Source organism: Marinobacter sp., from assembly GCF_034669625.1.
Classification (GTDB): Bacteria; Pseudomonadota; Gammaproteobacteria; order Pseudomonadales; family Oleiphilaceae; genus Marinobacter.
Genome location: NZ_JAXMOY010000011.1, coordinates 84,220 through 110,162 on the forward strand (window position 1 = coordinate 84,220; position 25,943 = coordinate 110,162).

At 54.7% G+C, this 25,943-nt stretch carries 24 protein-coding genes; 16 read left to right on the top strand and 8 right to left on the bottom strand.

All coding sequences use genetic code 11. The annotated features are described in order from the left end of the window. Nucleotides 1-21: 21 nt before the first annotated feature. From motD to VOI14_RS11055, 5 genes are all read left to right on the top strand, one after another. Entirely contained in the window at nt 22-804 is a 783-nt protein-coding gene (gene motD, locus VOI14_RS11035; protein WP_323752106.1) for a flagellar motor protein MotD, read from the top strand. A 183-nt stretch (nt 805-987) separates the two neighbouring features. After that, nucleotides 988-1,785 carry a ParA family protein gene (locus tag VOI14_RS11040; RefSeq protein WP_323752107.1) on the top strand — a complete coding sequence of 266 codons (798 nt, stop codon included), beginning with the start codon at nt 988-990 and terminating at the stop codon, nt 1,783-1,785. After that, the gene (locus tag VOI14_RS11045; protein ID WP_323752108.1) at nt 1,778-2,512 is read left to right on the top strand and encodes a chemotaxis protein CheW; all 735 of its coding nucleotides are present in this window, start codon (nt 1,778-1,780) and stop codon (nt 2,510-2,512) included. The genes VOI14_RS11040 and VOI14_RS11045 overlap by 8 nt, the downstream gene beginning before the upstream one ends. A gap of 128 nt (nt 2,513-2,640) precedes the next feature. Continuing rightward, nucleotides 2,641-3,129 carry a chemotaxis protein CheW gene (locus VOI14_RS11050; protein ID WP_323752109.1) on the top strand — a complete coding sequence of 163 codons (489 nt, stop codon included), beginning with the start codon at nt 2,641-2,643 and terminating at the stop codon, nt 3,127-3,129. A gap of 62 nt (nt 3,130-3,191) precedes the next feature. Further along, nucleotides 3,192-3,584: a DUF2802 domain-containing protein gene (locus VOI14_RS11055; RefSeq protein WP_323752110.1), complete on the top strand. Its 393-nt coding sequence runs from the start codon at nt 3,192-3,194 to the stop codon at nt 3,582-3,584. Between the two features lie 2 nt (nt 3,585-3,586). On the opposite strand, the gene VOI14_RS11060 is transcribed toward VOI14_RS11055, so the two are convergent. Together VOI14_RS11060 and VOI14_RS11065 are read right to left on the bottom strand one after the other, a co-directional pair. Further along, nucleotides 3,587-3,919: an EscU/YscU/HrcU family type III secretion system export apparatus switch protein gene (locus VOI14_RS11060; protein ID WP_323752111.1), complete on the bottom strand. Its 333-nt coding sequence runs from the start codon at nt 3,917-3,919 to the stop codon at nt 3,587-3,589. After that, nucleotides 3,916-5,274 (bottom strand): flagellar hook-length control protein FliK, encoded by a 1,359-nt coding sequence (locus tag VOI14_RS11065; RefSeq protein ID WP_323752112.1) that lies wholly within the window; start codon nt 5,272-5,274, stop codon nt 3,916-3,918. The genes VOI14_RS11060 and VOI14_RS11065 overlap by 4 nt, the downstream gene beginning before the upstream one ends. A gap of 152 nt (nt 5,275-5,426) precedes the next feature. On the opposite strand from VOI14_RS11065, the gene ccmA reads away from it, so the two are divergent. Genes ccmA through ccmI form a run of 9 tightly spaced genes read left to right on the top strand, consistent with a single transcriptional unit; the run spans nt 5,427 to nt 12,672 of the window. Beyond that, on the top strand, nt 5,427-6,065 hold the full coding sequence (gene ccmA / locus VOI14_RS11070; RefSeq protein ID WP_323752113.1) for a cytochrome c biogenesis heme-transporting ATPase CcmA: 639 nt from the start codon (nt 5,427-5,429) through the stop codon (nt 6,063-6,065). Next, the gene (gene ccmB / locus VOI14_RS11075; protein WP_323752114.1) at nt 6,055-6,780 is read left to right on the top strand and encodes a heme exporter protein CcmB; all 726 of its coding nucleotides are present in this window, start codon (nt 6,055-6,057) and stop codon (nt 6,778-6,780) included. Before ccmA ends, ccmB begins: the two co-directional genes overlap by 11 nt. A gap of 54 nt (nt 6,781-6,834) precedes the next feature. Continuing rightward, complete coding sequence (gene ccmC, locus VOI14_RS11080; RefSeq protein WP_323752115.1) at nt 6,835-7,578, top strand: heme ABC transporter permease CcmC; 744 nt, start codon at nt 6,835-6,837, stop codon at nt 7,576-7,578. A gap of 3 nt (nt 7,579-7,581) precedes the next feature. Further along, nucleotides 7,582-7,815 (top strand): heme exporter protein CcmD, encoded by a 234-nt coding sequence (gene ccmD / locus VOI14_RS11085; protein WP_323752116.1) that lies wholly within the window; start codon nt 7,582-7,584, stop codon nt 7,813-7,815. Nucleotides 7,816-7,829: 14 nt separating this feature from the next. Beyond that, a complete protein-coding gene (gene ccmE, locus VOI14_RS11090) occupies nt 7,830-8,309 on the top strand; it encodes a cytochrome c maturation protein CcmE (RefSeq protein WP_323752117.1) in 480 nt (159 codons plus the stop codon). A 33-nt stretch (nt 8,310-8,342) separates the two neighbouring features. Beyond that, nucleotides 8,343-10,343, top strand: a complete 2,001-nt coding sequence (locus tag VOI14_RS11095; protein WP_323752118.1) for a heme lyase CcmF/NrfE family subunit — start codon at nt 8,343-8,345, stop codon at nt 10,341-10,343. Further along, on the top strand, nt 10,340-10,876 hold the full coding sequence (locus VOI14_RS11100; protein ID WP_323752119.1) for a DsbE family thiol:disulfide interchange protein: 537 nt from the start codon (nt 10,340-10,342) through the stop codon (nt 10,874-10,876). The genes VOI14_RS11095 and VOI14_RS11100 overlap by 4 nt, the downstream gene beginning before the upstream one ends. Beyond that, on the top strand, nt 10,876-11,346 hold the full coding sequence (locus tag VOI14_RS11105) for a cytochrome c-type biogenesis protein (protein ID WP_323752120.1): 471 nt from the start codon (nt 10,876-10,878) through the stop codon (nt 11,344-11,346). Before VOI14_RS11100 ends, VOI14_RS11105 begins: the two co-directional genes overlap by 1 nt. Before the next feature lie 51 nt (nt 11,347-11,397). Continuing rightward, nucleotides 11,398-12,672, top strand: coding sequence for a c-type cytochrome biogenesis protein CcmI (gene ccmI, locus VOI14_RS11110; RefSeq protein WP_323752121.1), 1,275 nt, complete (start codon nt 11,398-11,400; stop codon nt 12,670-12,672). A gap of 24 nt (nt 12,673-12,696) precedes the next feature. Here ccmI and VOI14_RS11115 read toward each other — a convergent pair whose 3' ends face one another. Genes VOI14_RS11115 through VOI14_RS11140 form a run of 6 tightly spaced genes read right to left on the bottom strand, consistent with a single transcriptional unit; the run spans nt 12,697 to nt 19,649 of the window. Then, nucleotides 12,697-14,424, bottom strand: a complete 1,728-nt coding sequence (locus VOI14_RS11115) for a BatD family protein (protein WP_323752122.1) — start codon at nt 14,422-14,424, stop codon at nt 12,697-12,699. After that, nucleotides 14,418-16,238 (bottom strand): VWA domain-containing protein, encoded by a 1,821-nt coding sequence (locus VOI14_RS11120; RefSeq protein ID WP_323752123.1) that lies wholly within the window; start codon nt 16,236-16,238, stop codon nt 14,418-14,420. The genes VOI14_RS11115 and VOI14_RS11120 overlap by 7 nt, the downstream gene beginning before the upstream one ends. Further along, nucleotides 16,231-17,250: a VWA domain-containing protein gene (locus VOI14_RS11125; RefSeq protein ID WP_323752124.1), complete on the bottom strand. Its 1,020-nt coding sequence runs from the start codon at nt 17,248-17,250 to the stop codon at nt 16,231-16,233. Before VOI14_RS11125 ends, VOI14_RS11120 begins: the two co-directional genes overlap by 8 nt. Next, on the bottom strand, nt 17,247-17,714 hold the full coding sequence (locus tag VOI14_RS11130; protein WP_323752125.1) for a DUF4381 domain-containing protein: 468 nt from the start codon (nt 17,712-17,714) through the stop codon (nt 17,247-17,249). Before VOI14_RS11130 ends, VOI14_RS11125 begins: the two co-directional genes overlap by 4 nt. Then, entirely contained in the window at nt 17,714-18,646 is a 933-nt protein-coding gene (locus VOI14_RS11135) for a DUF58 domain-containing protein (RefSeq protein WP_323752126.1), read from the bottom strand. Before VOI14_RS11135 ends, VOI14_RS11130 begins: the two co-directional genes overlap by 1 nt. Nucleotides 18,647-18,686: 40 nt before the next feature. Further along, complete coding sequence (locus tag VOI14_RS11140) at nt 18,687-19,649, bottom strand: MoxR family ATPase (protein WP_323752127.1); 963 nt, start codon at nt 19,647-19,649, stop codon at nt 18,687-18,689. Nucleotides 19,650-19,815: 166 nt separating this feature from the next. Between VOI14_RS11140 and VOI14_RS11145 the strand changes: the two genes are divergently transcribed. Next, the gene (locus VOI14_RS11145) at nt 19,816-24,681 is read left to right on the top strand and encodes an NAD-glutamate dehydrogenase (RefSeq protein WP_323752128.1); all 4,866 of its coding nucleotides are present in this window, start codon (nt 19,816-19,818) and stop codon (nt 24,679-24,681) included. A 112-nt stretch (nt 24,682-24,793) separates the two neighbouring features. Next, a complete protein-coding gene (locus VOI14_RS11150; RefSeq protein ID WP_323752129.1) occupies nt 24,794-25,849 on the top strand; it encodes a class I SAM-dependent methyltransferase in 1,056 nt (351 codons plus the stop codon). Nucleotides 25,850-25,943: the final 94 nt, after the last annotated feature.

The following is a 25,943-nucleotide window of genomic DNA, read 5'->3' on the forward strand; positions in this document are numbered from 1 at the left end:
TGATCAGGAGTCGGGTTACCTATGCGTCGCCGTAGATACCAGCAAGAAGAGACAAATAATAAAGAACGTTGGTTAATTTCCTACGCTGACTTCATCACTTTGTTGTTTGCCTTTTTTGTGGTGATGTACTCGGTTTCTTCGGTCAATGAAGGCAAATATAAAGTTTTGTCTGAAACTTTTACCGGGGTATTCAACGCTCCGCAGAGATCGCTAAAACCGATTGAAGTGGGCGAATACGTCGCTGCGGTCCCCGAACAGCAACATGAAAATGTAATTGCTCCGGTTGTTACCGATGCGCCGGGCAATCCTGACGTCAGCGAGCAGGGCAAGATTGAAGTCTTGAGAGCCATGGCTGATCAGCTGGCTATGGAATTCGATGATTTGATCAATCAGGGGGTGGTTAGCCTCGAAACCAATGATCGCTGGATAGAGCTGAGTTTGCCAAACAGCATGTTGTTCAGCAGTGGGGACGCAGAGCCGCACTACGATTCTTTTGCCGTCATTGATAAGCTTGCAAGGGTGCTGCGAGACCGCGACAACGCTATAAAGGTAGAGGGCTTTACCGATAATCAGCCTATACGTACCGGCCTCTATCCCTCCAATTGGGAACTTTCAACAGCCCGTGCAGCGGCGGTTTCAAGAATGTTGGTCATGAAAGGTATTGAGCCTGAACGACTGGCGGCTATTGGTTATGGCGAACACCAACCGGTGGCGCGAAATGATACCGAAGAGGGTCGTCGCCGTAACCGTCGAGTCATCTTGTTGATTTCAAAAGAGTCGAGCATCCGCGGCGTTGTTCGGTAGTGTCATAGGTTGTTTGTGCATATAGCTGATCTGGCACGCTTTCTGTATTAACTCATTCTTATAATCAGAATCGGCAAAAGGTTGCCGCTTGAAGCGCTTTCGTTCTTCAAGTTGTTCGTGTTGTCGCCGATATAACTATCAAGCTGCTAATTAACTTTTTGGCTTGTGGCCGGAGTAACAAGTGTGCGTATTTGGGCAGTAGCCAATCAAAAGGGTGGTGTGGGTAAAACCACCTCTGTTGTGTCGCTGAGTGGATTGTTGGCTCAGCGGGGCAAGCGTGTGCTTGTGGTAGATCTGGACCCCCATGGTTCGCTGACCTCATGGTTTGGGTGCGACCCGGACACCATTGCTCATAGTGTGTTTGATTTGTTTCAGCACCAAGGCAAAGTGCCAGAAGGGCTGCCTGCACAATTGATTACCGAGACCAGTCACCCCGGTGTGTTTTTGTTGCCTGCGAGTACCGCTCTGGCCACGCTTGAGCGGAAAATGGTGGGCACCGGTGGTATGGGTTTGATCATGTCGCGGGCTCTGGCGCAGCTTTGGGACGATTTTGATTACGTGCTTCTGGATAATACGCCTTCACTGGGTGTGCTGATGGTGAATGCGTTGGCCGCAGCGCAGCACTTGGTTATTCCGGTGCAAACAGAGTTTTTGGCGATCAAAGGTCTTGAACGTATGCTACACACACTGAAGATGGTGATGCGTTCACAGAAATATGAGTTGCCGTACACCATTGTGCCGACTATGTATGACCGGCGGACACAAGCCTCCGTTAAAAGTCTAAACCTGTTACGAAAGACCTACCCGGATAACCTTTGGCGCTTTGCGGTGCCTGTGGATACCAAGTTTCGTGATGCCAGTGAGAAAGGTGTGTTTCCGTCAGTCCTCGATGCAAATACTCACGGCGTGAGAGCTTACAGCCATCTGTTGGACGATTTGCTGGCTCCGACGGAAGCAGTGAAAGGGCAGCTGCATGGCTGACAAAAAAATGACACAGCAGACTGCGTCCGATGCAGCCATTGCCAGTTATCTGGATGAGTTGCTGCACACGGCAACCACAACGGCCGAGCAAGAAGAGCCGGAGGTCGTAGTTCCAGAAAAAGTTGAGCCCGAGCCAGTCCCGGCGGAACGCCCTGTTGCGGAGTCACTTCAGCCTGTGGTGCGGGAGCCGGAAGAGCACGCACCCACGCCTGCCCCTGACGTTGAAAAGACGGACCCGGTTCCAAATGAGCCGCAAGCGAGACCTGATTGGTCAGCAAAACCGTTTGAGTGTCTGATCTTCACCGTAGCCGGCCTTCAGTTGGCTGTACCCTTGGTGCTGCTGGGTGCAATCCATAAGATTGAAGACGAAATCCGTTCACTGCCTGGCAGTCCGAACTGGTACATGGGCATTCGCCCCGGCAGTGACTATAACCTGCGGGTGGTCGATAGCGCCCAGTGGATTATGGCAGGTCGGGTTCCGGAAAATGCCAGAGATAACTATCGGTTTATTATTCGTTTGGACGACAGCCGTTGGGGGTTGGCGTGTGACAGTGTAGGCGAGTCGTTCACGCTCGACCCGGAGCAGGTACGATGGCGCACAGCCAGAAGTCAGCGGCCCTGGTTGGCCGGCACGGTGATTGATCATATGTGTGCGTTAATCGACGTGCGTGCGATGTCTGAGCTGCTCATGCGTGCAGAACGAGAGCAGCGGTTAGATCTGAGTTAATTGTGCAGTTACTGAATGAAACCGTGTGATGCTGGCACGGATTATGCCCATAACTATAGTATTGGGCGCTGATGATGATTTTTTGACGATCAGGTTGCCCTCCGGGCAGCCGAGCAGGAGAGCAAGTTATGGCAGCCCCGAGCGGACAGCAAAATCAGGCCCCGGAAGATCAGGTACTCCAGTACGTGACCTTTCGCCTGGATAACGAGACATACGGCATCAACGTGATGCAGATCCAGGAAGTACTCCGGTACACCGAAATTGCTCCGGTGCCGGGTGCTCCGGATTACGTGCTAGGCATCATCAATCTTCGGGGTAACGTAGTGACGGTGATTGATACCCGCCGCCGTTTCGGGTTGCTGGATGCCGATGTCACCGAAGCGACGCGCATTGTGGTGATGGAGTCTGAAAATCAGGTGATGGGTGTGCTGGTGGATTCCGTGGCCGAGGTCATTTATCTCAAGGCCAGCGAGATTGAAACAGCACCCAACGTGGGGAACGAGGAAAGTGCCAAGTTCATCCAGGGTGTGTGTAACAAGAACGGCGAGCTGATTATTCTCGTCGAATTTGAAAAAATGCTGACAGACCACGAATGGGCTGAAATCGCAGCACTGTAAGCGGCCACGCTAACAGTGCTTTGATGGACGTCTACGGTGGTCACTAAACGGAGACGTCCACGATGAGCTTTAATATTCCTTCCTGGCTTCCTTGGTGTTTGACCGCCGTGGCTATTGTTCTGGTTCTTGTGCAGGGCGTAATCCATGGCCGCAAGATTCAGGCACTTCAGGAAGCCCTTAAGAACCGGTGCGATACCCTCGGGCGTGAACTGCACGCGACCACCAGTGGCAGTATGGGCGTTGGCCAGAGGCTGGTAGCTTGTGAACGTCAACTGTTCGAGTTGCGGAACGCCATGGATGAAATGCGCCAGAACGATCCCCTCAGAATTTCCTACGACGAAGCCGCGCGGCTGGTTGACCTTGGTGCCGATATTGATGATTTGATGAACACATGCGGTATATCTCGACCGGAGGCAGAGCTGGTGTCAGCGCTTAAGAAACGGCAGGCCGCTTAAAGCTACGGTTTGTTGGCGGGAGTGTCGGTCTCGGGGCCGACGTCATCTGGCGTTTTGCCTCGAATGTGGAACGCAAATGCGAGAATCTCGGCAATCACTCGGTAGAGCTCCTCGGGGATTTCTTCGTTCAGTGACAGGCGCGCCAATATCCCTGCCAGTTCGGCATTCTCATACAGAGGAACATCGTTTTCTTGAGCGATGCGGATAATTTCCTCTGCCAGCTCCCACGTCCCCGTGGCTGAAATGATCGGTGCGCGCTTGCCATCGTATTTCAGCGCAACCGCAGCTGGTGCTGTGTTGTTTTCGCGGTTTCGAGATTTGTCGTCCTGAGTCATGCCTGGGTATCTACCAGTCGGTGTTCTAGCCGGGTCTCGACTTGTTTTGGGCTGCCTCTTCTGCATTCCAGATCCGCTACTTCAAGGCCAAGGTCTGCCAGGCTTTTCCTGAGTAGCGGCAGCTCTGCATTAACTTGGCGAAGTGTCGATTGCTTTGTCGCCCAAATGTGGGCGCTGACACTGGGGTGGCGATAAGACACCTCGAAGTGCAGTGGGCCAGCGTGGTCTAAATCCATAGCCAGGTTCAAGCGCCATTCGCTCACAGCCGCACGCTCTGGCTGTTGTTTTTGGTCGTCTTCCTTATTGTATTGCTCCATCCGTAGTTGGGCCATTCTTGGCTCTTGTTGTGGCGTTAACCATGGAATCTCCAGCAGCAAGGTGCTGGTGGGAGTGCCGGGTTCGGCGCCAGCCCTCGCGGTCAGGGTTTGGCTGTGCAGTTGGTTCACGGTGATGCGGTTTAGCATGCCTGCCAGCATGCGCAGTGTCTGGGCGACACTGGCGGGTTCGCTGCTGCTGGGTGATGGGGTTGCTGAAGCCAGTCTCGGAAACTGCAGCGGCGCATTCATTAAGTCCTGACTGGCCAAAGGCGTCAGGCGGTTAAAAGCGTCCGGTGTTTCCCCCCGGCTGGCGAGTAAAGCGGTTATGATCCGCGCTAAAGCAAGTTTGAAATCCGAGGGCGCATTTTGCTGGGCGCTGGTTTGCAGCAGACGCGATTCTGCAAATCCGCCGCTTTCTGCCAGCCACTGTTTCACTTGTGCCACGCTACCCTCGGCTTTTCCCGCGCCGGGTTGCAGAGAATTAGCCTTTGCCATGTTGGTGAAGAGTCCTTCCAGAGTCTGTTTTGCTACGGCTGGTAGCGGTTGGGTGGGAGTGTTCGATGGCAATTGGCCGGGTTGTGGCGCACCTTTCAGACCGGCGTTCATGCTGTTCAGCAGTTGAGTCAATCCTGTTTGCAGGTTTTGCTGCCATGGCAGGCGCTGTGCCAGAGCTTTCGCTATGCCGGCTTCTTGGCTGGCGGCCAACTTGCCCAAGAGTGTGAGTTCATTTCCAGCGCGCATAACCTTGATCAAGTCGCCCGCCTTCACGTCTGGAGGTTGGTCACCGGTGGCTACCGCAAGGGAGCGTCCCTTGATTTCCAGAATCAGCTCGCTGCCCCCGTCTTTGCGCTGCACTACCTCAGCCACTTTGGCGAGCGTAGTCTCCTGGTTTGAAAGTTTTAGCTGCGCCAACTGCTGCTGGGCAGACTGAGCAGGGTCGATTCCGACCGAAGGCAAACCGGTGTTGGTTTGGCTTCCTCCCGAGAGTTTGTTGACCGGGAGCGCGGGTGTTGGTCCACCGTTTAGTTTCATTGGCATTGTTTTGATATCGGGCAAGAGTAATCCGTGATCGCTTTCGTTATAATGCGCGACGTTGACTGTGAATGCCCGACTTTTATGTTGGTAGTTGTTTGGTCTTCATTCATGCACCCGATGCCTTTTGTGCATCCTTCGCTTTAAACGGAACCCAGATGCCCGAGCCATTGCTACAGGCCGTTGGTCTTGAGTGTGAGCGTGACGAGCGCCTCCTGTTCCAAAACCTGTCATTTTCCATACTGCCCGGTACGGTTACCCGTGTCGAGGGCCCCAATGGCTCCGGTAAAACAACCTTGCTCAGAATCTTAGCGGGTTTGAACGATGCCTGGACAGGGGAGCTGAACTGGTGCGGTAAGCCCCGAGACCAGCACCGGGAATCCTACCTGCGTAATATGCTGTACCTAGGCCATCGGCCAGGTATCAAACCGCTGTTAACACCTCTGGAAAATTTGCGGGCTTTGATGGCGGGTCGTCGACCGCTTGATGATGGTTCGCTGCTTCAGGCCTTGGCTGGAACCGGCCTTTCGGGCTTTGAGCATGTGCCCTGCCGGAATTTGTCGGCAGGCCAGCAGCGCCGGGTGGCGTTGGCTCGTTTGCTGATTGCGGACGAACCTTTATGGCTACTTGATGAGGTGTTTACCGCCATTGATGCCTCTGGGGTTGAAGCCATTGAATCGTTGCTGCTTCAACGGGCCAAAGAGGGTGGCGCCGTGATTGTTACGACCCATCATGATCTTAATTTGCCGGGTATGGGTCGCATTACCTTGGGAGCGGGGCAGCTCGATGAATGCTAATGCGCCAATCAAAGTGAAAGCGATAAACGGTTCAGTGGGCGTGACGCAGGCTATGGTTGCGGTGTTTGTGCGTGATGTCCGTGTCGCGTTTCGGCAGAAACAAGATCTGTTAAATCCGCTTTTGTTTTTTACCATGGTTGTAACTTTATTCCCCCTTGGGGTCAGCCCGGAAGTGGCATTCCTGAAACAGTCCGGAGCCGGTATCCTTTGGGTGGCGGCTTTGTTGTCGGTGCTGTTATCGCTGGATCACCTGTTCCGGCACGATTTTGACGACGGCACACTGGAACAATTGATGTTGCAGCCGCAGCCTCTGTTTCTGCTGGTGTTGGCTAAAACCATGGCCCACTGGATATTGACCGGGCTGCCTTTAGTGCTGTTAACGCCGGTTTTAGGATTAATGTTGCATCTGGAGGGGAACTCCGTGGCAACTTTGTGTCTAACGCTGCTGATTGGCACTCCGGTTTTGAGTTTGATCGGTTCCATCGGCGCAGCGTTGACTTTAGGCCTGCGTTCGGCCGGAGTGCTCTTGTCACTGCTGATTATTCCGCTGTACATTCCTGTGCTCATATTTGGCACTGGAACAGTGGCCGCAGCTGCAGAGGGAGCACAAGTTTCCGGTTATTTGGCGCTGATGGGCGCTTTTTTGGTCCTGGCGCTGACGTTAGCGCCCTTTGCTTCGGCTGCAGCATTACGAATCAGTCTGTCCAATAGCTGAATGATTGTCAGCTGGATAGAAACGAACAGTGAACAGTGAAACGGTGACTAACTGATGTGGCAATTTTTTCACAAGCTGGGCTCTCCCAAGTGGTTCTTCGGGATTGCGAACCGCTTTATGCCTTGGTTGCTGGCGGGAGGCCTGATCCTTCTGGTCGTGGGGTTAGTCTGGGGGCTGGCGTTCGCCCCCAAGGATTATCTGCAGGGCAATAGCTACCGGATCATCTTTATTCACGTGCCTTCTGCGTTTTTGGCGCAATCCATATACATCATGATGGCTTCGGCAGCAGTAGTGACGTTAGTTTGGCGCATGAAACTGGCTGATGTCTTTGTGAAATCTATCGCGCCGGTTGGTCTGATGTTTACCTTCTTATCGCTCTTCACTGGCGCGGTTTGGGGTAAGCCGACGTGGGGTACCTGGTGGGTTTGGGATGCGCGCCTGACGTCCATGCTGATCTTGTTATTCCTGTATGGCGGCGTGATAGCTCTCGATCGTTCCATCAATGATGAGAAGTCGGCGGCCCGTGCGGTCGCGGTTCTGGTGTTAGTGGGCGTAGTTAATATTCCCATCATCAAATATTCGGTGAATTGGTGGAACACACTGCACCAGCCCGCCACCTTCACATTGACTGAAAAACCCGCCATGGCGATGGAGATGTGGGTGCCCCTATTACTGTCGGTGCTGGGTCTTTATTTACTGTTCGGCTGGCTGGCATGCCTGAGAATGAAAACCGAGATTCTGGTTCGGGAACGTCGTACCCGATGGGTGAAAGAACTCGTTCTGGCGGGAAGGAAGTAAACAATGGCATTTGATTCAATTTCAGCGTTTCTCGCCATGGAAGGTCATGGTCCCTACGTTTGGACCTGTTATGCCGTATTCGTGGTTATGGTCGTGGGCACGACTTATTGGTCGGCTAAACGCTATCGGGCTACGTATCTTATGTGTAAGCGCAGCTATGAGCAGCAGGGCCCGGAGGGGCCGGCCACACCAAAAGCTGCGGCGACGTTCACACGTGTCGAAATCTCTCAGGATTGATTATTAGGTAACTCATGCACCCGATTCGTAAGAAAAGACTGACCATATTGATTTTCCTTGTTGCTGGCTTGGCGATTGCGGTTGGTCTGACCACCTACGCACTGCGCCAGAACATCAATCTGTTTTATGACCCGACTGAAATCGCGGCCGGTAATGCGCCGGTTGATGTGCGGATTCGAGCGGGCGGTATGGTCGAGGAGGGCAGTGTAGTGCGTGATACCGAAAGCCTCGCTGTTCGTTTCCGGGTGACCAATTTCACGGATTCGGTTCCGGTTGAGTATGTCGGCATCCTACCCGACCTCTTTGCCGAAGGGCAGGGCGTTGTTGCGATGGGGCGCCTGAATAACGAAGGACTGTTTGTGGCCGACCAGGTGCTGGCTAAGCATGATGAGAATTATATGCCGCCTGAAGTGGCCGATGCGCTCGAAAAGTCATCGAAAGCACAGCAGAAAGCGCCATACGCGGACAAAGCTGCAGAATCCCAGGCTTACTGAGCCTCCATTTATTGTTGATGTTGGAGAGTCCTGATGTATCCGGAACTCGGGCAAATTTCACTGATACTGGCGCTGTTGCTGGCGTTACTTCTTTCTGTTGTGCCATTGGCAGGGGCCCTGACCGGGCGCGATAGCCTGCAGGCCTTTGCCAGACCCTTGGCGTCGGGCATGTTTGTGTTCACGGGGCTGGCCTTCGCGATTCTGACTCATGCCTTTGTGGTTGATGATTTTTCGGTCGCCTATGTGGCAAACAACAGTAATAGCATGCTGCCTTGGTTTTATAAGTTCAGTGCAGTTTGGGGCGGCCATGAAGGCTCGTTGTTGCTGTGGATTCTCATGCTCACAGGCTGGACGCTGGCGGTTGCTGTGTTCAGTCGCAAGCTTCCATCCACTATGGTGTCACAGGTTCTGTCTGTGATGGGCATGGTGTGTGTGGGCTTCTTCCTGTTCATTATTATGACCTCCAACCCCTTTGACCGTCTGCTGCCGAACATTCCGGCTGACGGACAGGACCTCAACCCTCTGTTGCAAGACATTGGACTGATTGTGCATCCGCCTATGTTGTACATGGGCTATGTCGGCTTCTCGGTTGCCTTTGCTTTTGCCTTGGCGGCACTGATTAACGGCCGCTTGGATGCCGCTTGGGCCCGCTGGTCCCGGCCCTGGACAACCGTCGCTTGGTCTTTCCTGACCATCGGCATTGCATTGGGAAGTTGGTGGGCATACTACGAGCTTGGCTGGGGCGGTTGGTGGTTCTGGGATCCGGTCGAAAACGCATCCTTGCTGCCTTGGTTGTCCGGTACTGCGTTGATGCACTCTTTAGCGGTGACTGAAAAGCGCGGTGTATTCAAAAGCTGGACGGTGCTTTTGGCCATCGTTACCTTTGCATTGAGTCTGCTGGGCACCTTCCTGGTTCGTTCCGGTGTACTGACCTCCGTTCATGCCTTCGCATCTGACCCAGAGCGGGGCTCTTTCCTGCTCATGCTACTGGGCATTACGGTGGTTGGCAGCTTGGCACTCTACGCATTCCGGGCGCCAGTGGTGCACGTTCGCTCCCGCTACGGTTCCATGTCCCGGGAGATCTTTTTGCTGTTGAATAACGTTCTTTTGGTGACGGCAACGCTTTTAGTGGCCATAGGAACGCTTTATCCGCTGATTCTCGATTATCTGGATATGGGCAAATTGTCCATTGGTGAGCCGTTTTTCAACACCACATTTAGCCCGTTGGCTGTCGCCGCAGGGTTGTTGTTGGGCACGGGCATTTTCTCCCGTTGGAAAAAAACCGACGGTGGTTGGCTTGCTCGTAAGCTGCTTTGGCCGCTGGCCCTGAGCCTCACTGCCAGTGTGGCGGTGATTCTGATGTACGGCAGCTTTAAACCCTGGGCCTTTGCCGGTGTGTTTACCTCGATCTGGGTGGCCGTGGCGACATTGTGGGACCTATGGGACAAGTCGGCGTCTCGTCAGGGTCGTTGGTATGGCTTGAAGCGTCAGTCACGGAGCTACTGGGGTATGGTGCTGGGCCACCTTGGCGTTGCCATGGTGATGGCGGGTGCAACCGTAGTGTCTAACTATGGTATCGAACGTGATGTCCGCATGGTGCCGGGTGATTCGGCGATGGTGGGCGATTACGAAATAGTCTTTACCGACATTGGGAACCGTCGCGGTGCTAACTTTACCGCCCAATATGGCAGCTTCGACGTGTTTTTGGATGGCAAGAAAATATCTGAACTGCACCCGGAAAAACGTAATTATCCGGTGGGTATGAGCGTGATGACCGAGGCTGATATCGATGGAGGGTTGTTCCGGGATATTTTTGTGGCCATTGGCGAACGGATTTCCGATGACGCTTGGGCCATTCGTCTGCAATACAAACCTTTGATTCGGTGGCTTTGGTTAGGGGCGTTGGTGATGGCCATTGGTGGTTTTCTGGCGATTGCAGATAAACGCTATCGTATCCGGGCGAAGAATCAGGTGAAAGTCGCTGACCGGGATACCAGGACGGGTGACGCGCAGGCTGCAGGAGCAACATCATGAAACGCTTGCTGTTGTTCTTGCCGTTGGTTATTGCCGTCGGTGTCGGCATTTTCCTGGCAGCGGGTATTGGCAAAGATCCCACCAAACTGGAGTCTGCGCGAATCGGCAAGCCTGTGCCGGCTTTTAGCTTGGAAAGTCTGAACAAACCAACTCAACTGCTGAATGAGTCTGTCCTCAAGGGCGAAGTGGCCCTGTTGAACGTATGGGCGGAGTGGTGTCCTTCTTGCTGGGACGAGCATGAGTACCTGATGTGGCTGTCGAAGGAAAAAGGCATTCGCATTGTCGGGCTGAATTACAAAGATCAACGGGAAACCGCATTCAGCTTTCTTGGACGCTTGGGCAATCCGTACGATGAAATCATCTTTGACCCCAAGGGTTCGCTGGGGTTTGACCTTGGCGTATACGGCGCACCGGAAACCTTTGTGATCGACGCTGACGGCATTGTTCAGTATCGCCACGTTGGCGTTGTGAACAAGAGGGTGTGGGAAGAGGTTTTGCTGCCCGTTATCCAAAAGGCAAAGGGGAATAGCTAATGCGTTACGTTCAGAGTGCGTTTTTGCTATTGATCCTGTGTGCCTCTGGTGTGCAGGCTGAGGTGAGAGAGGTTTACGACTTTGACACTCGGGCTGAGGAACAGCGCTATCAGAACCTGATTGTCGAGTTACGTTGTCCCAAATGCCAGAATCAGAACATCGCCGACTCCAACGCGCCGATTTCGAAAGATATGCGGGATCAGGTTTACCGGCTAATGAAAAACGGCGCGACCAACGATGAAATCGTAGGGGACCTGGTGGGCCGTTTTGGCGAGTTTGTGCAGTACAACCCCCCCGTGGACAAACGCACCATCCTGCTGTGGGCATTCCCCGCCATCGCTGTAATCGGCGGTGTTTTGATCGTGGCGGGCGTTGCCATGCGTTCGCGCAAACGCGAAGAGGATGAGCCAGCACTAAGCCCTGAGGAACAGGCGCGCGTCGAAAAAATGCTGGCAGACAAGGATCAGTAATCCTGAAGCTGATCCGCGCAACACATTTCTAACTGTGATGATGACTTCACCATGACTCAAGAAACCTTTTGGATCGCCGCTGCGGTACTTATTTTGTTCGCTATGGCATTCGTGTTGTATCCGGTGTTTTTTCATCGGCCAAAATCAAGAATTGAAATAGATCTCAGAAACCAAAACCTGTTGGCCTATAAATCGCGGCTCCGGGAATTAGAGGTTGAATACGAAGCGGGTGTTCTTGACCAGAAGAGTTACGAGCAACTGAAAGACGAGCTGGCTGGTTCTATGCTGGATGACGTGCCTGAGAATGCACAACCCGAGAAGCATATCCCCGGGCGTCGCAGTGCCATGGCCGTTGCTTTGTTGGCGATTTTTTTACTGCCAGCAGGCGCTTTCTACGCGTATCAGCAGTGGGGCTCGATGGGACAGGTGGAGCAGTATCTCACGATGCAGGAGATGAACGCTTCCGGTGCTGATCAGGTGGCTCGCATGTCTGAACTGGCTGATGAGTTGCGGGAACGTCTGGAAGCCGAGCCGGATAATGTCGATGGCTGGGCCATGCTCGCCCAAACATACATGCGGGTAGAGCGGTATCAGGATGCCGCAGCTGTTTATCAGCGGCTGGCAGAGTTAGTCTCGGATGATCCTGCGTCAAGCGCGGTGGCTTACGGCTTGTCTGCACAGGCGCTGTTTTTTAAAACGGAAGGGCAGATGACCACGGCGGTTCAGGACGCAATCGACAGCGCGTTGGCGCTGGATGCGACCGAAGTGAATTCGCTTGGCCTGTTGGGTATTCATGCCTTCAGTCAGCAGAACTACCGCAAGGCGATCGAGTATTGGGAAACCATTACTGAAGCTACGCCAAATCATCCTCAAATAGCGTCGATTCGAGGTGGCATCGCAGAGGCTTATGGCCGTTTGGGCGAAACACCTCCAGCTCAGGCTGAGAGTGATGCCGCGATGGCTTCGGCCGGCGTTGATCTGAGGGTGTCTATCGATGCGGCTTTCAAGGATCAGGTGTCTGCCGATACCACGCTGTTTATTTTTGCCCGCCCGGCGGGGACGACTGGCGGAGCGCCGGTAGCGGTTACGCGTCTGACGGCGGGTGCTTTGCCTGTCGATGTGCGTCTGGACGACAGCTATGCGATGTCACCTGAAGCGACAATCTCGGCGGTCGAGGAAGTTGTGGTGGTGGCGCGTCTGTCGCGTAGCGGTTCCATCAGTGCTCAGCCGGGCGACTGGCAGGGGCAGGTGACCGCGCACGTTGTTGCACCTGATTCCGCTGGCCAGCCGGTAGAACTGGTCATTAATCAGCAGCTCACCAACTGATTTTCAATTCTGAGACCCGGCCGGTCAGCTAGTCAGTCCGGCCGGGTAAAGCGGAGCTAGCCCGCTTTGTTCTTCCTTTCGAATCTCCCCCTGTCTTAGCCGGGTAACCGCCTTGGCCAGCTTTTCCCTGACGGCCTTATCAGAATCTGAGGAGTCAGTAGGCGTGGCAGAGTATAGGCTAGCCTGAAAATCTCGCCATGCTTCATCAAGTTCACGGCTGTTGCTGTAACGAACGAAATCCTTCATGTCGATAAAGTTATTCTCAGGGAATTTCTCCCGGGCCCAGCGGAGCAAGAGCGTCGAGGTTTGGGGAGCACTCTGTTGAATGGCAGTGATGAGCTGCACAAAACGCTCTTTTTCGTTGCTGTTACTGGAGTCTGCGTCGATTGCCCTTGGTGTGGCCTGTTTTCTGTGGGAGAACCACCAAAGCGCAAGTGTGATCAGCCAGAGGCTGCCGAGCAATAGGGTGGTCCACAGCCAAGGTGAGTCGCTGTCGACGCCTGAGCCTTGGTCTGGGGTCCGATCGGTCGTTGGCTCGGACTGTGGAGGCTCAGTGACAGCCGGCGCCGCAGCTGCTGTTCCACCTTCAATTCGGTAGTTCCGCGCTGGCAATACAGCTTCTTCCAATTGATCGGTTGTGGTGTTCCACCAAGGCACTCGAACTTCGGGAATAATAATGTCTCCGGAGCTGACGGGCACCAGTGCCGCCTCTAACTGCAAGGTCGACTCAAGGCCGCCAGGCGCGGATTCGGTGTTTCTTCGTGGTTGCTCCGGGTAGTGCCGGAGGGTGCTCGGGTATTCAACCGAGAGTGGGGGAAGTGCCTCAGAAGGAAGGCCGGAAGCCTGCAAAACAATGTTTCGGGTGAGGTTACTACCCGCCGTCAATACCTCGGTGCTTGGTAAGCCGTCTTCCGCCAAGGCTAGATGCTCTGCGGGTAGCCAAGCTTGGTCGTCGGGGTAATCGGCTGGCACAGGTTTTACCTGAACGGGATAAAGTTGCTGGCTATCCCTCAGAAACCTGAGTGCGCCGTTAGCGTCTCTAACCTGACCTTCAAACCGAATGGCGGGCAGGTTCAGCTCCCCGGGTGTCTGAGGGAAAATCGCGTAACGCCGCTCAACCACCCTGTAGCGGTTGCCGCCCCGAGTCGTGGTGAACTCCCGCTGTTTTCCTAAACCTTCTATGATCGCATCCGGATGTTGTGGATCAGACAGTTCACCCCGAATCAGGTTGCCAGAGAAATACAGCTGCACCGTGAGTACCAACTGCTCTTGAACGTAGACGTCGGCTTTGTCCGCAGACAGCTCGATAAAGCGGTCACGGTTGGAGGCCGGTAGATCGGGGGGCGTGCCAGAGACCACTTCGATACTGACAGGGTTGGAGGTGGCTTCCTGAAATTTCAGTTCGGGTATGGTGAGGGTCCCGGTTCGTGTGGGGGCCAATTGGTAGGTCCAGGTAATTTCGCCCACCATGTCGCCATTCACGGTTTGCACGCTGTACTGTTGGTTGCGTGCAAGGATTTCAAAATCCGGCTCTACCTGTTCAATATTTGGCGCCGGTAACTGCGACAAATCGAAGTTGAACAGATTGCTCAAGTTGAGCTCAATATTCAGCGACCCTTTTACAGTCAAGGTCAGGACTTCACCCTCATAGAGCTGATCCCGGTCCGGCTCGGCCGTCAGCTCATTGGCTGACAAAGACCCGGAAAACAGGAACAAGAGGCAGAGGAGGGAAGACAGAAGGTTCTTTACCATGGTGTATCGCCCTCGTCGCGTTGGGTCTGGCGTTGTTGATATTGTTGCAGGAACTTTCGTTGGAGTAGTCCGCCGGGGTTGTCGGGCACCCGCCGCAGCATCTGTTCTTGCCCCTGGCTCAGGGGTTGTTCCTGCACGGGTGCTGGCGCCTCGGAGTTTTGCTCTGATGGTTGGGCCTCAGTGTCTTGCTCGCCTTCCGCTTGTTCCGGTTCTTGCTGTTGCTGATCCTGGGATTGCTGACCGTCCTGATTCTGGTTTTCAGGCGATTGTTGGTCTTGCTGATTTTGTTGATCCTGTTGTTCACCGTCCTGACTCTCGCTGTCGTTCCCGGACTGCTGTTTATCGCCCTTTTGAGAGTCGTTGTTTTGGTTGTCAGAGTTATTCTGCTGAGAATTCTGGTTTTGGTCCTGATTCTCGTCGCTGTTCTGATCCGAGTCTTGTTGCTGCTGGTCCAACAATTGTTTCACCAGATCGTAGTTGAATTGCGCGTCCGGATGTTCCGGTTTTTCCGCCAGTACCTGCTCGTAGGCCTCAAGCGCTTCCTTCAGTTTGCCAGACCGGGCCAGAGCGTTGCCGCGATTATAGGCACCGGTAAGATCAGAGGAGTCGGAAAAAGCGTCGATCGCATCTTCATACTGGCCAGCCCGATACAGCGCCGAGCCTCGCCAATTGGGCTGCTCCAATAGCGCTGCGGCTTCGTTTGGATTCTGCTCGATCAGTTCTGGGCCTCGTTGATCTTCTCGTTGCCAAAGTCCGCCCCAGTCCAGCGCCATCGCGGGCCTTGGAACCATGGTCAACGGCAGCATGGAAAGCGCAAGCATGGCAAAAGCACCTCGGCGCCAGCCCATTAGCAGGAAAGGTAGCGCCAGCCATAGCAGCCAATAACCGTCATCTTGCCAGCGGTTGATGGTGAGCCCCTCATCGCGGTCCTGCCAGTCGTCGGTTGCCTCGGGTTCAACTTCCAGTACCCGAATGTCCGCGTTGTCCAGCGTCATTTCGTGGCTTTCCCCTCCGGATTGTTGAGCCAGATTGGCGAGGGCATCGGGGTTGGCCTTGGTAATGACGATCTTGTTGCCATCTCGAATGAATCCATGGCGGGGCAAGGGAATAGGGCCGCCTTCCTCGGTACCAACGGTCAGGGTGCTGAGGGTGTAAGAGGTGGTGCTGAGTTGGTTGCTGATGTTGCTTTGATAGGTTTCGGACACATCATCGGCAATCAGAAGAATGCGACCACGCCCCGGTGCACCATTGTTCAGCAGATTGATGGCTTCCTGGATGGCCAGATCGGTCCGGTTGCCTTGCGCCGGCATAATGGTGGGCTCAAGCACGCTGAGCATGGCTTCAATTGTTCGGTGATCTTCAGTCAGTGGCGTCACAACGTGGGCGTCGCCGGCATAGACCAGTAGTGCGGTCAGACCGCCTTGGCGTTGCTCAAGAATGTCCCGGATTTTGCGCTTCGCCAGCGTCAACCGGTTAGGGTCCAGATCCGTGGCCAGCATGGAGAGGGACAGGTCGAGTGCAATGACCAGGCTGTCTTGCGGTTGCTTGAGCGGTGTCGGTGCCTGTCTCCAGCTGGGGCCGGCCAGCGCGATGGCCAGTACAATAACAGCAAGACTGAGGGGCCATAGAGATGAAGACGCTGTGCGGTCTGAGGCGCTGCCGCGTTGGCGAATCAAAGGCTTGAGAAGCGAGGGGGCGATATAACGCCCCCAGCCAGCATCACCTTGTTTGAGTCGGTGCTGGACGAAGTACAGCAATGGAATGGCGAGGATCAATCCAAGCCAGAGGGGCCGTAAAAAATGGAAGTCAGCCACGGTTAGCCTCCGTTTCAGGCGCAAAGCGAGAGCGGGTATTGGCGAAGCGGGCGGCCATCAACATCAGCCAGATCGCAATGGTAAATCCAGCTGGCCAGACGTAGAGCTCGGTCACCGGCCGGAAAAACTGACCCTCCTGCTCAATCGGCTCGAGTTGGTTGATGCTGTCGTAGATCATCTCGAGTTCCGGCAGGCTACGCGCTCTGAAGTACTGGCCACCGGTCTGCTCTGCCATGCGGGTAAGTAGCTCCTCGTCCAAGTCCCGGGACGGGTTTACCCTGCGGGTGCCCAGTAACCCGCGCTGAATGACAGAATCAGCGCCTATGCCGATGGTATAAAGCCTTACGCCTGCGGCGGCTGCGATCTCTGTGGCTTTGTCCGGACTGATTTCGCCGGCGGTATTGGCGCCGTCGGTCAGCATGATGGCCACACGCTGTTCCTGGGGCCGGTCACGCAATCGTTTCACAGCAAGGCCTACGGCATCGCCGATGGCTGTAGCACGGCCAGCCATGCCCAGCCCGGATTCAATCAATAACGTCCGGACGGTCTCCCGATCGAAGGTGAGCGGAGCCTGAACGTAAGGCTCTGTGCCAAATAGAATCAATCCAAGCCGGTCACCTTCACGTTCATCGATGAAGTCATTCAGTACGCGCTTTACAGCTTGAAGGCGGTTTATGCTGCGCCCATGCAGCACCATGTCTTTCTCTTCCATGCTTGGTGAAATGTCGACCACCAGCATCAGGTCGCGGCCCGTGATGGGCATTTGTACCTGTTCACCCACATGCTGTGGGCGTGCGAGTGCAACCACGAAACAAAGCCAGGCCGCCAGAACAAGAAGCTTTCGCCACCACGGCGTGGTCTTGCCGCGGGTGCTGACCCCCGGCATACCGGAGAGCCAATGACCAACCGGAATAACCGGAGCGTCGACAGGCTCGCCCTTTTGCTTGCGCACGAAGAGCAACAGCGGCAGTAACGAAAGCAGTAAGACCCAGGGGTAAGCCAGACTGATCATAGCTGAGCCTCCAGCCAGAGTGAGGCGAATGCCAACGCGCTCCGGGGCTCAAGAGTGGGCTTGGGCTGCCATGCAGCGGCGACCAGTGCTTCAGCTGTGGGGCGAGAAGCAACGCGGTCTTTGGGGAGGGTTTTCAGCAGAAAATCGACCCACTGGGCACCGGTCATGGATTCCGGGTGTCGGTCGGCGTGTGTTTGGCGCGCAACCCGCTTGAGCAGTTGATTGAGATCGCTGTACCAGTTTGGCTCATTACCCGCTCGTTGACTCAGCGTCGCCAGTTCGGCTTGCGCCTGACGCTTCCACAGCGTGCGTTTGCGATGACGTTGCCAAAACCAGATTAAGGCGATTAGCGCGAGTAAACACAAGGCTGCTACCAACCACCATCCTGGGGCAGGGGGCCACCAGCCACCGGTTTCAGGTAAGTGAATGTCTTTGAGTTGGGCGAGCGGGTCTTGGTCGTTCATCAGATCCGTCCTCCCGGTCCGAGTTGCAGTCTCAGAGCTTCCGCCGGGTTGTCCTGCGTCATGATGGTTGAGGCGTGTACGCCGGAGGTGCGAAAACATTCAGCCAGTTGCTGCTCATGGCTGGATATTTTAGCTTGCCAGGCCCGCTGAAAGTTCGGATTGGATGCATCAAACCATACGGGGCCTTCAGGCCCGGCGACAGCGAACTGGCCACGGTGGGGTAACTCTTTTTCAAGCGGGTCCATGATTCGCAGGGCACTGACGCTGTTGTGTCTTGCCAGCGCTCCTAAAAGACTGGTGGTTTCAGGGGATACGGTCATGAAATCGCTGATCACAAAGATGCGGCTGCCGGTGTGCGCCACGCGGCGTGCTTCAGCCAGGGCTTTGTTTAGGTCCGGCCCGTCGGGGACAGTGGGGCTTGGAGGAATGCTTGGGAGATGCTGCTGTTTGGCAACCGTATCCAATAACCGTAACAGAGATTTCTTACGCCGGGCCGGCCGCAACACCTCGAGATCCTGATGGTTGAAGATCAAACCACCAACCTGATCTCCGGCCATTAGGGCAAGCCAGGCCAGCAGCGCGGTAATTTGTGCGCAGCGGGCTTGTTTATAGGCACCGGTACTGGCGAAGAACAGTGTGGGGCCCAGATCGGCAATCAGCAGGACGGGGCGTTCCCGCTCTTCCTCATAAAGTTTGGTGTGGGGCGATTGGCGTCGGGCAGTCACGCGCCAGTCAATGCTTCGAATATCGTCACCGGGTTGGTACTGCCGGACTTCTGCGAAGGTCATGCCTCGGCCGCGTTGCCGAGATTGCCTCAAGCCCGCCTGGCGGCCACGAACCTGTCGAACCGAAGGCAGCTTCAAAGCTCTGGCATCGGCCTGTAAGCGAACCAATTCTTGCAAGGTGGCGTGGGTGACTGCTGTGTTGCCCATGGGTATTTCTCTTATCGCCGCAGCGGATTTTTCGATCACGTCAGGCGGTTACCGGAACCCGGTCGATGAGCCTCTGAAGCACTGCGTCGGCCGTCATACCTTCGGCTTCGGCCTCGAAGGTCAGAAGAATCCGGTGGCGAAGGACGTCAAACGCCATGGTACGAATATCATCGGGCGTCACGTAATCCCGGCCGTCCAGCCAGGCCAGTGCCCGAGCGCAGCGGTCCAGGGCAATCGTGCCTCGAGGGCTGGCGCCAAAGGCTGTCCAGCGGGCCAGTTCCGGATCGAGAGCGGCTGCATCACGAGTGGCAAGAATGAGTGCCAGCAAATACTGCTCAACCGGTTCCGCCATGTAGATGTTGGCAATCTCGTGCCGTGCTTCCATCACCTGATCTTCCGTTAGACGAATGTCTACGTTCGGAATTCCCTGACGGTAGTCGCTGCGGGCCAGGTGCAGAATCTCTCTTTCAGCATCGGCACTTGGATAATCAATTACCACATGCATAAGAAAACGGTCGAGCTGAGCTTCGGGCAGTGGGTAGGTGCCTTCTTGCTCAATGGGGTTCTGGGTGGCCATCACCATGAACAGTTTGGGCAGCGGGAAGGTTTGCATCCCTACACTGATCTGGCGTTCACCCATGGCTTCCAGGAGGGCAGACTGAACTTTGGCGGGTGCGCGGTTGATTTCGTCGGCCAGCACCAGATTGTGAAATATTGGCCCGCGTTGGAATTCGAACAGGCCGGTTTCGGCTCGGTAGATTTCGCTGCCGGTGACGTCGGAAGGCAGTAGGTCAGGCGTGAACTGAATGCGGTGGAAATCGCCTTCGATATGGTCGGCGAGCGCTTTGACCGCTGTGGTTTTGGCCAGTCCGGGCGCACCCTCCACCAGTAGGTGGCCATCGGCCAAGAGGGCAATCAAAAGACGGTCTACCAGCTTGTCCTGGCCGATGATGCGTTTTGCCAGTTGTGCTCTTAGGGCACCAAAAGTTTGCTGTAACGACATGGGGTTTACTGCTCTTGGTTTTGAAGGTCCCGTGGCGCACAGAAATTGCGCCTAAAGTGGTTGTCGAAGTTTTGAGGGCGAGCCAGCAAAAATCAAGGGTTTGACTATGCTTATGTGACGATAAGCGGATTACGTTTCTTTCACACAAAAAAATTCGAGGTCGGATATGAACGCGCTGACAATCGCCAGCAAAGAGCAATTTTTTGATCAGTTGTCAGAAGCATTCGCACAAAAGATTGCGAAGAGTGAAGCAAAAAAGATTGCCGAGTTCGCCCGGTTGCATTATGCCCACATCCCCCTGGAAGAGCTGGTAAGCCGACGTTTCTCCGATACCTATGGTGCCGTTTTGGCTGCCTGGCAATTTTTGCAAAAGCGTACGGCTGATGAAACACCGGTGTCGGTATTCAATCCGGACCTCGAAAGTGACGGCTGGCAATCCACGCACACCGTTATTTTTATCTTGCACCCGAACATCCCGTTCCTGATCGACTCGCTGCGTATGGCGGTCAATCAACGGGAAATTGGTACGCATTCCATTCAGCATTCTGTGCTTCAGATAGAGCGTGAGAAATCCGGCAAACTCAAAAAAATTCATGGCGCCAAAAAGTCCGCTTCGGCCAGCTATGAAGCTTTTATTGTTCTTGAAATTGACCGGCACACGTCGCCGAAAGACCTCGGCGGTCTGGAGAAAAGTCTGCAAAGCGTGTTGCACGAAGTTCGCATTGCCGTAGAAGATTTCCCGATCGTACAAGACAAGGTTGCCGGAATTTTTAAAGAGTTGGATGGCACCACGGCGGGTATTAGTGCTGAAGACAAGAAAGAAGCCAAAGCGTTTATGAGCTGGCTGGCCGATGATCACTTCACCTTCCTTGGTTACGACGAATACGATTTCGTTAAAGATAAAAAAGGCATGGTGGTGCAGCGTGTTGCCAACTCGGAACTGGGGATTTTCCGCGTCAACAATGAGCGCCCGGAAAAGGTACGGCTAAACGAGCTGCCCCAGCGCACTCGGCATGCGATGACCCGTGCCGATGACCTCTTTATTTTCGCCAAGTCGGCCCAGCGATCCAGAGTGCACCGTCCGGCTTACCCGGACTATATCGCCGTCAAGAAGTTCAACAGCAAAGGCGAAGTGGTGGGCGAACGTCGTTTTCTGGGACTGTATACCTCCCGCGTGTACAACGAGCGCCCGGATGAGATACCGCTGTTACGCCGCAAGTTTGATGCGGTTATGGACGGTTCGGGCTTTATGCCCAGTGACTATGCCGGCAAAGAACTGGTACAGATTCTGACGCTGTATCCACGCGATGAGTTGTTCCAGATCGAAACGGATGAGCTGCTGAACGTGGCTAAAAGTATCCTTTATATTCAGGAGCGCCGGCGTATTGAACTGTTTATGCGTGAAGACGTATACGGGCAGTTCGTGACGTGTTTGGCCTTTTTCCCCAGAGACATTTACAACACCGAACTGCGTATAAAGGTTGAGCAGGTGTTGATGGATCGATTGGGCGCCCACGACATCGAATTTGTGACCCACTTTTCCGAGTCTCCTTTGGCTAGGGTGCAATTCACGATCCGGGTTCCGCAGGTTGAAAACCGCGAGCTGCCGTTGACGGAAATTCGCGATCTGGTGATTGACCTCGCGCAGTCGTGGCGTGATGGCCTCGACGTAGCGCTGACGGAGGCCTTTGGGGAAGAGTCGGGCAACGAGCTATACCGGTTGTGGGCGAGCGGTTTTCCGGCCAGCTACGTAGAAAAGTTTTCGCCCCGGCGGGCTGCCGTCGATCTAGAACACATCACCGCGGCCGTCCGCGAGAAAGACCTGGCCATGAGCTTCTACCGTGCCTTGGAAGAAGACGAGAGCACGCTGCATTTCAAGCTCTTCTATCCGACAGAGCCCTTGCCTTTGTCTGATGTGATGCCGATTTTCGAGAACCTTGGTTTCCGTGTTATCGGCGAGCATCCGTTCGAGGTGACCGAGCGCTCAGGGCAGTCGGTATGGATTCATGATTTTACCTTGCAGGCGTACACCGGAGAGACGTTGGATATCCATCGTATCCGCCCAATTTTCGAAGAGCTGTTCCGCCGGGTATGGCACGGCGAGGCAGAGAACGATGCGTTCAACCGTTTGATGCTGACCTCATACATGGGGTGGCGTGAAATAGCGTTGTTACGCACCTTCGCGCGCTATATGCGCCAGATTCGTTTTTCCAACAGTCAGACGTTCATCTCCAATACTCTGGTGAATCACGTCAATCTGACCAATTCCTTGCTGGAGTTTTTTGACGTCCGATTTAATCCGGACCGGTACAAGAGTGCTGCGAAATGTGAGGCGGCACAGCAAAAGCTGGAAATTGAATTCCATGCCGGTTTGGATAGCGTCGACAATCTGAGCGAGGACCGGGTACTGCGGCTCTATCTTGAGCTGATGCAAGCAACCTTACGTACCAACTATTTCCAGCCGGACGGGGAAGGGAAACCAAAGCCGTACATCAGCGTGAAGTTTGATCCTACTCGCATTCCGGACATGCCGCTGCCGATGCCGATGTTTGAGATCTTCGTGTACTCGCCGCGGGTGGAAGGTGTGCACTTGCGAGGAGGCAAGGTAGCGCGGGGCGGCTTGCGCTGGTCTGACCGTTACGAGGACTATCGCACCGAAGTGTTGGGGTTGGTGAAAGCTCAGCAGGTGAAGAACGCGGTGATTGTCCCGGTCGGGGCGAAAGGTGGCTTCGTGGCAAAGCAGCTGCCGTCGCCATCTGATCGTGAAGCCTTCCAGGCAGAAGGCGTAGCGGCTTATAAAACCTTTATCCGCGGCTTGCTGGATATTACGGATAATCTGGTGGATGCAGGTATTCAGCCTCCCGAGCAGGTCGTTCGACACGACGAAGATGACCATTATCTGGTCGTGGCCGCGGATAAGGGCACGGCTACTTTCTCAGATATTGCCAATGGTTTGGCCGCGGAATACGGTTTCTGGATGGGCGATGCCTTTGCCTCGGGCGGCAGTAATGGCTATGACCACAAGAAAATGGGCATTACGGCCCGTGGTGCCTGGGTTTCGGTAGAGCGTCACTTCCGCGAAATGGGGATCAACCCGGCCGAGGATGAATTCACAGCCATCGGTATTGGTGACATGGGGGGCGACGTGTTTGGTAACGGCCTGCTGTGTTCTGAGAAAACCCGTTTGGTGGCCGCATTCAATCACATGCACATCTTCATAGATCCCAGCCCGGATGCTGAAAGCACGTACAAAGAGCGTAAGCGGCTGTTCGAAATGCCGCGTTCGGCGTGGACAGATTTTGATCAGAAGTTGATCTCCAAAGGCGGTGGCGTATTCAGTCGTGCGGCTAAGTCCATCTCCCTTACGCCTGAAATCAAGCATTTGCTAGGAATTAAAGCGGACAGTGTTCCGCCGAATATGCTGATCGGCCATATCTTGAAGGCGGAAGTGGATCTGCTCTGGGTCGGGGGCATCGGCACCTATGTGAAAGCGGCTTCCGAGAGCCATTCCGACGTGGGCGACAAAGCCAACGACGGCGTGCGAATTAACGGCGGTGAATTACGCTGTCGAGTGGTCGGCGAAGGGGGCAACCTGGGCTTGACCCAGCTTGGCCGGATCGACTACGCCCTTAAGGGTGGACGCTTGAATACCGACTTCATCGACAACTCGGGTGGTGTGGATTGTTCCGACCACGAGGTAAACATGAAGATCTTGCTCAATCGAGCCGTGGCCATGGGCGATCTGACCCAAAAGCAGCGCAACAAAATGCTGGAAGATATGACCGATGACGTGTCTTCACTGGTGCTGAAAAACAACTATCGCCAGACACAGGCCATCAGCATTGCCAACGAAGATACCTTCATTCGACTGGAGGAATACCGCCGGTTGATGAACTCCTTCGAAAGCGAGGACAAGCTCAACCGGAGTTTGGAGTTCTTGCCAGACGACGAGGCGCTGTCAGAACGCAAGCTGGTCTCGAAAGGACTGACCCGGCCCGAGCTATCCGTGCTGATTTCCTACGTGAAGGGCGACCTCAAGCAAACCCTGATAGACAGTAACTTGCCGGATAATCCGTTACTTGAAGGGGAAATGTACAAAGTCTTCCCGAAAGGGCTCACCACCAAATTCAAAAAGGAGTTGGGTGAGCACCAGTTGCGGCGGGAAATCATTGCCACTCAGATCGCGAACGACATGGTAAACCACATGGGGATTACCTTCGTTGAGCGTTTGCAGCAGTCAACCGGCGCGGATGCGGCGACCATTGCACTGGCGTGGATTATTGCCCGGGACGTTTTCCGTATTGATAACTGGTGGGACAAGATTGAAGCCTTGGACTACCACGTATCGGCAGAACTCCAGTTGGAACTCATGCAGGATTTGATGCGCTTGATGCGTCGTTCGGTGCGTTGGCTACTTCGCAATCGCCGTGCGGAGCTCAATATTCAGAGCCACATGCAGAGGTTTGCTGACAGTGTTTGGGCGATTACTTCGAATCTGCCGGAGTATCTGGGGGCCCAAGCTAAGCTTGATTGGGATAAACGTAATGAAGAACTCAAGGCTGCCGGCATTCCAAAGGATTTGGCGTCCGTGCTTTCCGGAACCGGGTATTTGTACTCGTCACTAGGGGTTATCGAAGCCAAAGAGGCGACAAAAATGCCGCTCAAGGCGGTGGCAAACCTATATTACAACTTGGGCGACCGGCTTGATTTGAACTGGTTTGCAGACGCCATTGCCGCTCTGACCCCGAATTCTCACTGGCAAGCCTTGGCTCGGGAAAGCTTCCGTGAAGATCTCGACTGGCAGCAGCGGGCTCTGACGACCGGTGTCCTGCAACTCGCCGGCAAGGCGGAAAAAGTGCAGGAGTGTGTGGAGGCTTGGGAAGATAAGAATCAGCATATGATCGAGCGTTGGAACACCATGCTGGCGGAGTTGAAGGGCGTGAGAGAGCCCGAATATGCCATGTTCTCCGTGGCGCTTCGGGATTTGCTGGATTTGGCTCAGAGTACCTTGCACCAGCAGCCGGAGGAGTAAGAAAAGAAGCGAAAGCGGTTGGATAAGCCCTGATGATGCTGTGAAAGCAGACTCAGGGCTTTTTTCCGGTTAGCATACGGTGTTTTCAGCATCACCTGCAGGCCGGTTCGTCATGTCTTCACTACCGAATACTCACGAAGTCCTCCTTCGAAATGACCACCTTTTGGATGGTCGTGTTGCCATATTGGGTCTTTCTGATCCGAGTGTTTTGTCGCAGTGCCCCTCTGCAGGTTTGGCCATGACCGAGCACGCTGGCGTGTTCAAATCGATGGCATCCTATACGGATTGGCAGCTGTGCTTCGGCTACGACTCTGAAGGTTTGCAGACGGGTGCATTCGACACCGTGATCGTCTTTTTACCGAAGGCCCGTGCAGAGCTCAGTTTACGCCTTGCCATGGCTCAATTTCTCGGTCGTCAGGGCGCAAGCCTTGTGATGATCGGCGAGAAGAAAGAAGGCATAGCCGGTGGCTCCAAGCAGTTTCTGCAGGCTGTGCCAGATGGTATGAAAGTCGATAGTGCCCGGCACTGCCAGGTTTGGAACGGCACTAACAGCCAGCCCAAAGACGTGTTCGCTCTGGAAGATTACCTGGAATGGACATCTTTGACCTGCGCAGGTATTGAGGTCTCTGTCGCCGGTTTGCCCGGTGTTTTCAGCGAGGGTGAGTTGGACGGCGGTACCCGGCTGTTGCTGGAGAACCTGGCGGAAAAGCCGCTGACCGGTGACAAAGTGCTGGATTTTGCCTGTGGTGCCGGAGTCATTGGGACCTGGCTTCAAGCGCATAGACGGTCAGAGGATAATGAGCCCGGGGTAGTCGATGGTGTCGATGTTCAGGCGCAGGCTGTAGCTTGTGCCAGAGCAACTTATGAGCGAGCGGGTGCTCAAGGTGACATCTACGCGGAAGACGGATTGGCTGGTTTGAAAGGTCGCTGGCAGGCGGTTGTTACTAATCCACCATTTCATTCCGGGGTGAAAACCGACACCTCAATGACCGAACAGTTTATTCGGCAGGTGGCTCGGCACTTGGTGCCAGGTGGGGAGTTGCGTTTGGTGGCGAACAGCTTCTTACCCTATGAAGCGTTGCTGCAGAGATTTATTGGCCCGGTGCAAACGCTTGCTCAAGACAAGCGGTTTACGGTGTATCGAGCGTTTCAGCGGTTGCCTCGCTGAATTTCAGGCATAAAAAAACCCCTGGGGAGGGGTAAAAAGCATAAGCAGAAAACGATCGGTCAATCGGCAAGGTGCCGAATCTCTGACCGAAAAG

Coding starts and splice junctions, on each gene's coding strand:
- ccmE (WP_323752117.1), top strand. CDS start 7,830: ATGCACCCGATTCGTAAGAAAAGACTGACCATATTGATTTTCCTTGTT.
- VOI14_RS11150 (WP_323752129.1), top strand. CDS start 24,794: ATGTCTTCACTACCGAATACTCACGAAGTCCTCCTTCGAAATGACCAC.
- ccmC (WP_323752115.1), top strand. CDS start 6,835: ATGTGGCAATTTTTTCACAAGCTGGGCTCTCCCAAGTGGTTCTTCGGG.
- VOI14_RS11135 (WP_323752126.1), bottom strand. CDS start 18,646: ATGGGCAACACAGCAGTCACCCACGCCACCTTGCAAGAATTGGTTCGC.
- VOI14_RS11095 (WP_323752118.1), top strand. CDS start 8,343: ATGTATCCGGAACTCGGGCAAATTTCACTGATACTGGCGCTGTTGCTG.
- motD (WP_323752106.1), top strand. CDS start 22: ATGCGTCGCCGTAGATACCAGCAAGAAGAGACAAATAATAAAGAACGT.
- VOI14_RS11050 (WP_323752109.1), top strand. CDS start 2,641: ATGGCAGCCCCGAGCGGACAGCAAAATCAGGCCCCGGAAGATCAGGTA.
- VOI14_RS11145 (WP_323752128.1), top strand. CDS start 19,816: ATGAACGCGCTGACAATCGCCAGCAAAGAGCAATTTTTTGATCAGTTG.
- ccmI (WP_323752121.1), top strand. CDS start 11,398: ATGACTCAAGAAACCTTTTGGATCGCCGCTGCGGTACTTATTTTGTTC.
- VOI14_RS11115 (WP_323752122.1), bottom strand. CDS start 14,424: ATGGTAAAGAACCTTCTGTCTTCCCTCCTCTGCCTCTTGTTCCTGTTT.
- ccmA (WP_323752113.1), top strand. CDS start 5,427: ATGCCCGAGCCATTGCTACAGGCCGTTGGTCTTGAGTGTGAGCGTGAC.
- VOI14_RS11065 (WP_323752112.1), bottom strand. CDS start 5,274: ATGCCAATGAAACTAAACGGTGGACCAACACCCGCGCTCCCGGTCAAC.
- VOI14_RS11055 (WP_323752110.1), top strand. CDS start 3,192: ATGAGCTTTAATATTCCTTCCTGGCTTCCTTGGTGTTTGACCGCCGTG.
- ccmB (WP_323752114.1), top strand. CDS start 6,055: ATGAATGCTAATGCGCCAATCAAAGTGAAAGCGATAAACGGTTCAGTG.
- VOI14_RS11140 (WP_323752127.1), bottom strand. CDS start 19,649: ATGTCGTTACAGCAAACTTTTGGTGCCCTAAGAGCACAACTGGCAAAA.
- VOI14_RS11130 (WP_323752125.1), bottom strand. CDS start 17,714: ATGAACGACCAAGACCCGCTCGCCCAACTCAAAGACATTCACTTACCT.
- VOI14_RS11100 (WP_323752119.1), top strand. CDS start 10,340: ATGAAACGCTTGCTGTTGTTCTTGCCGTTGGTTATTGCCGTCGGTGTC.
- VOI14_RS11060 (WP_323752111.1), bottom strand. CDS start 3,919: ATGACTCAGGACGACAAATCTCGAAACCGCGAAAACAACACAGCACCA.
- ccmD (WP_323752116.1), top strand. CDS start 7,582: ATGGCATTTGATTCAATTTCAGCGTTTCTCGCCATGGAAGGTCATGGT.
- VOI14_RS11105 (WP_323752120.1), top strand. CDS start 10,876: ATGCGTTACGTTCAGAGTGCGTTTTTGCTATTGATCCTGTGTGCCTCT.
- VOI14_RS11045 (WP_323752108.1), top strand. CDS start 1,778: ATGGCTGACAAAAAAATGACACAGCAGACTGCGTCCGATGCAGCCATT.
- VOI14_RS11125 (WP_323752124.1), bottom strand. CDS start 17,250: ATGATCAGTCTGGCTTACCCCTGGGTCTTACTGCTTTCGTTACTGCCG.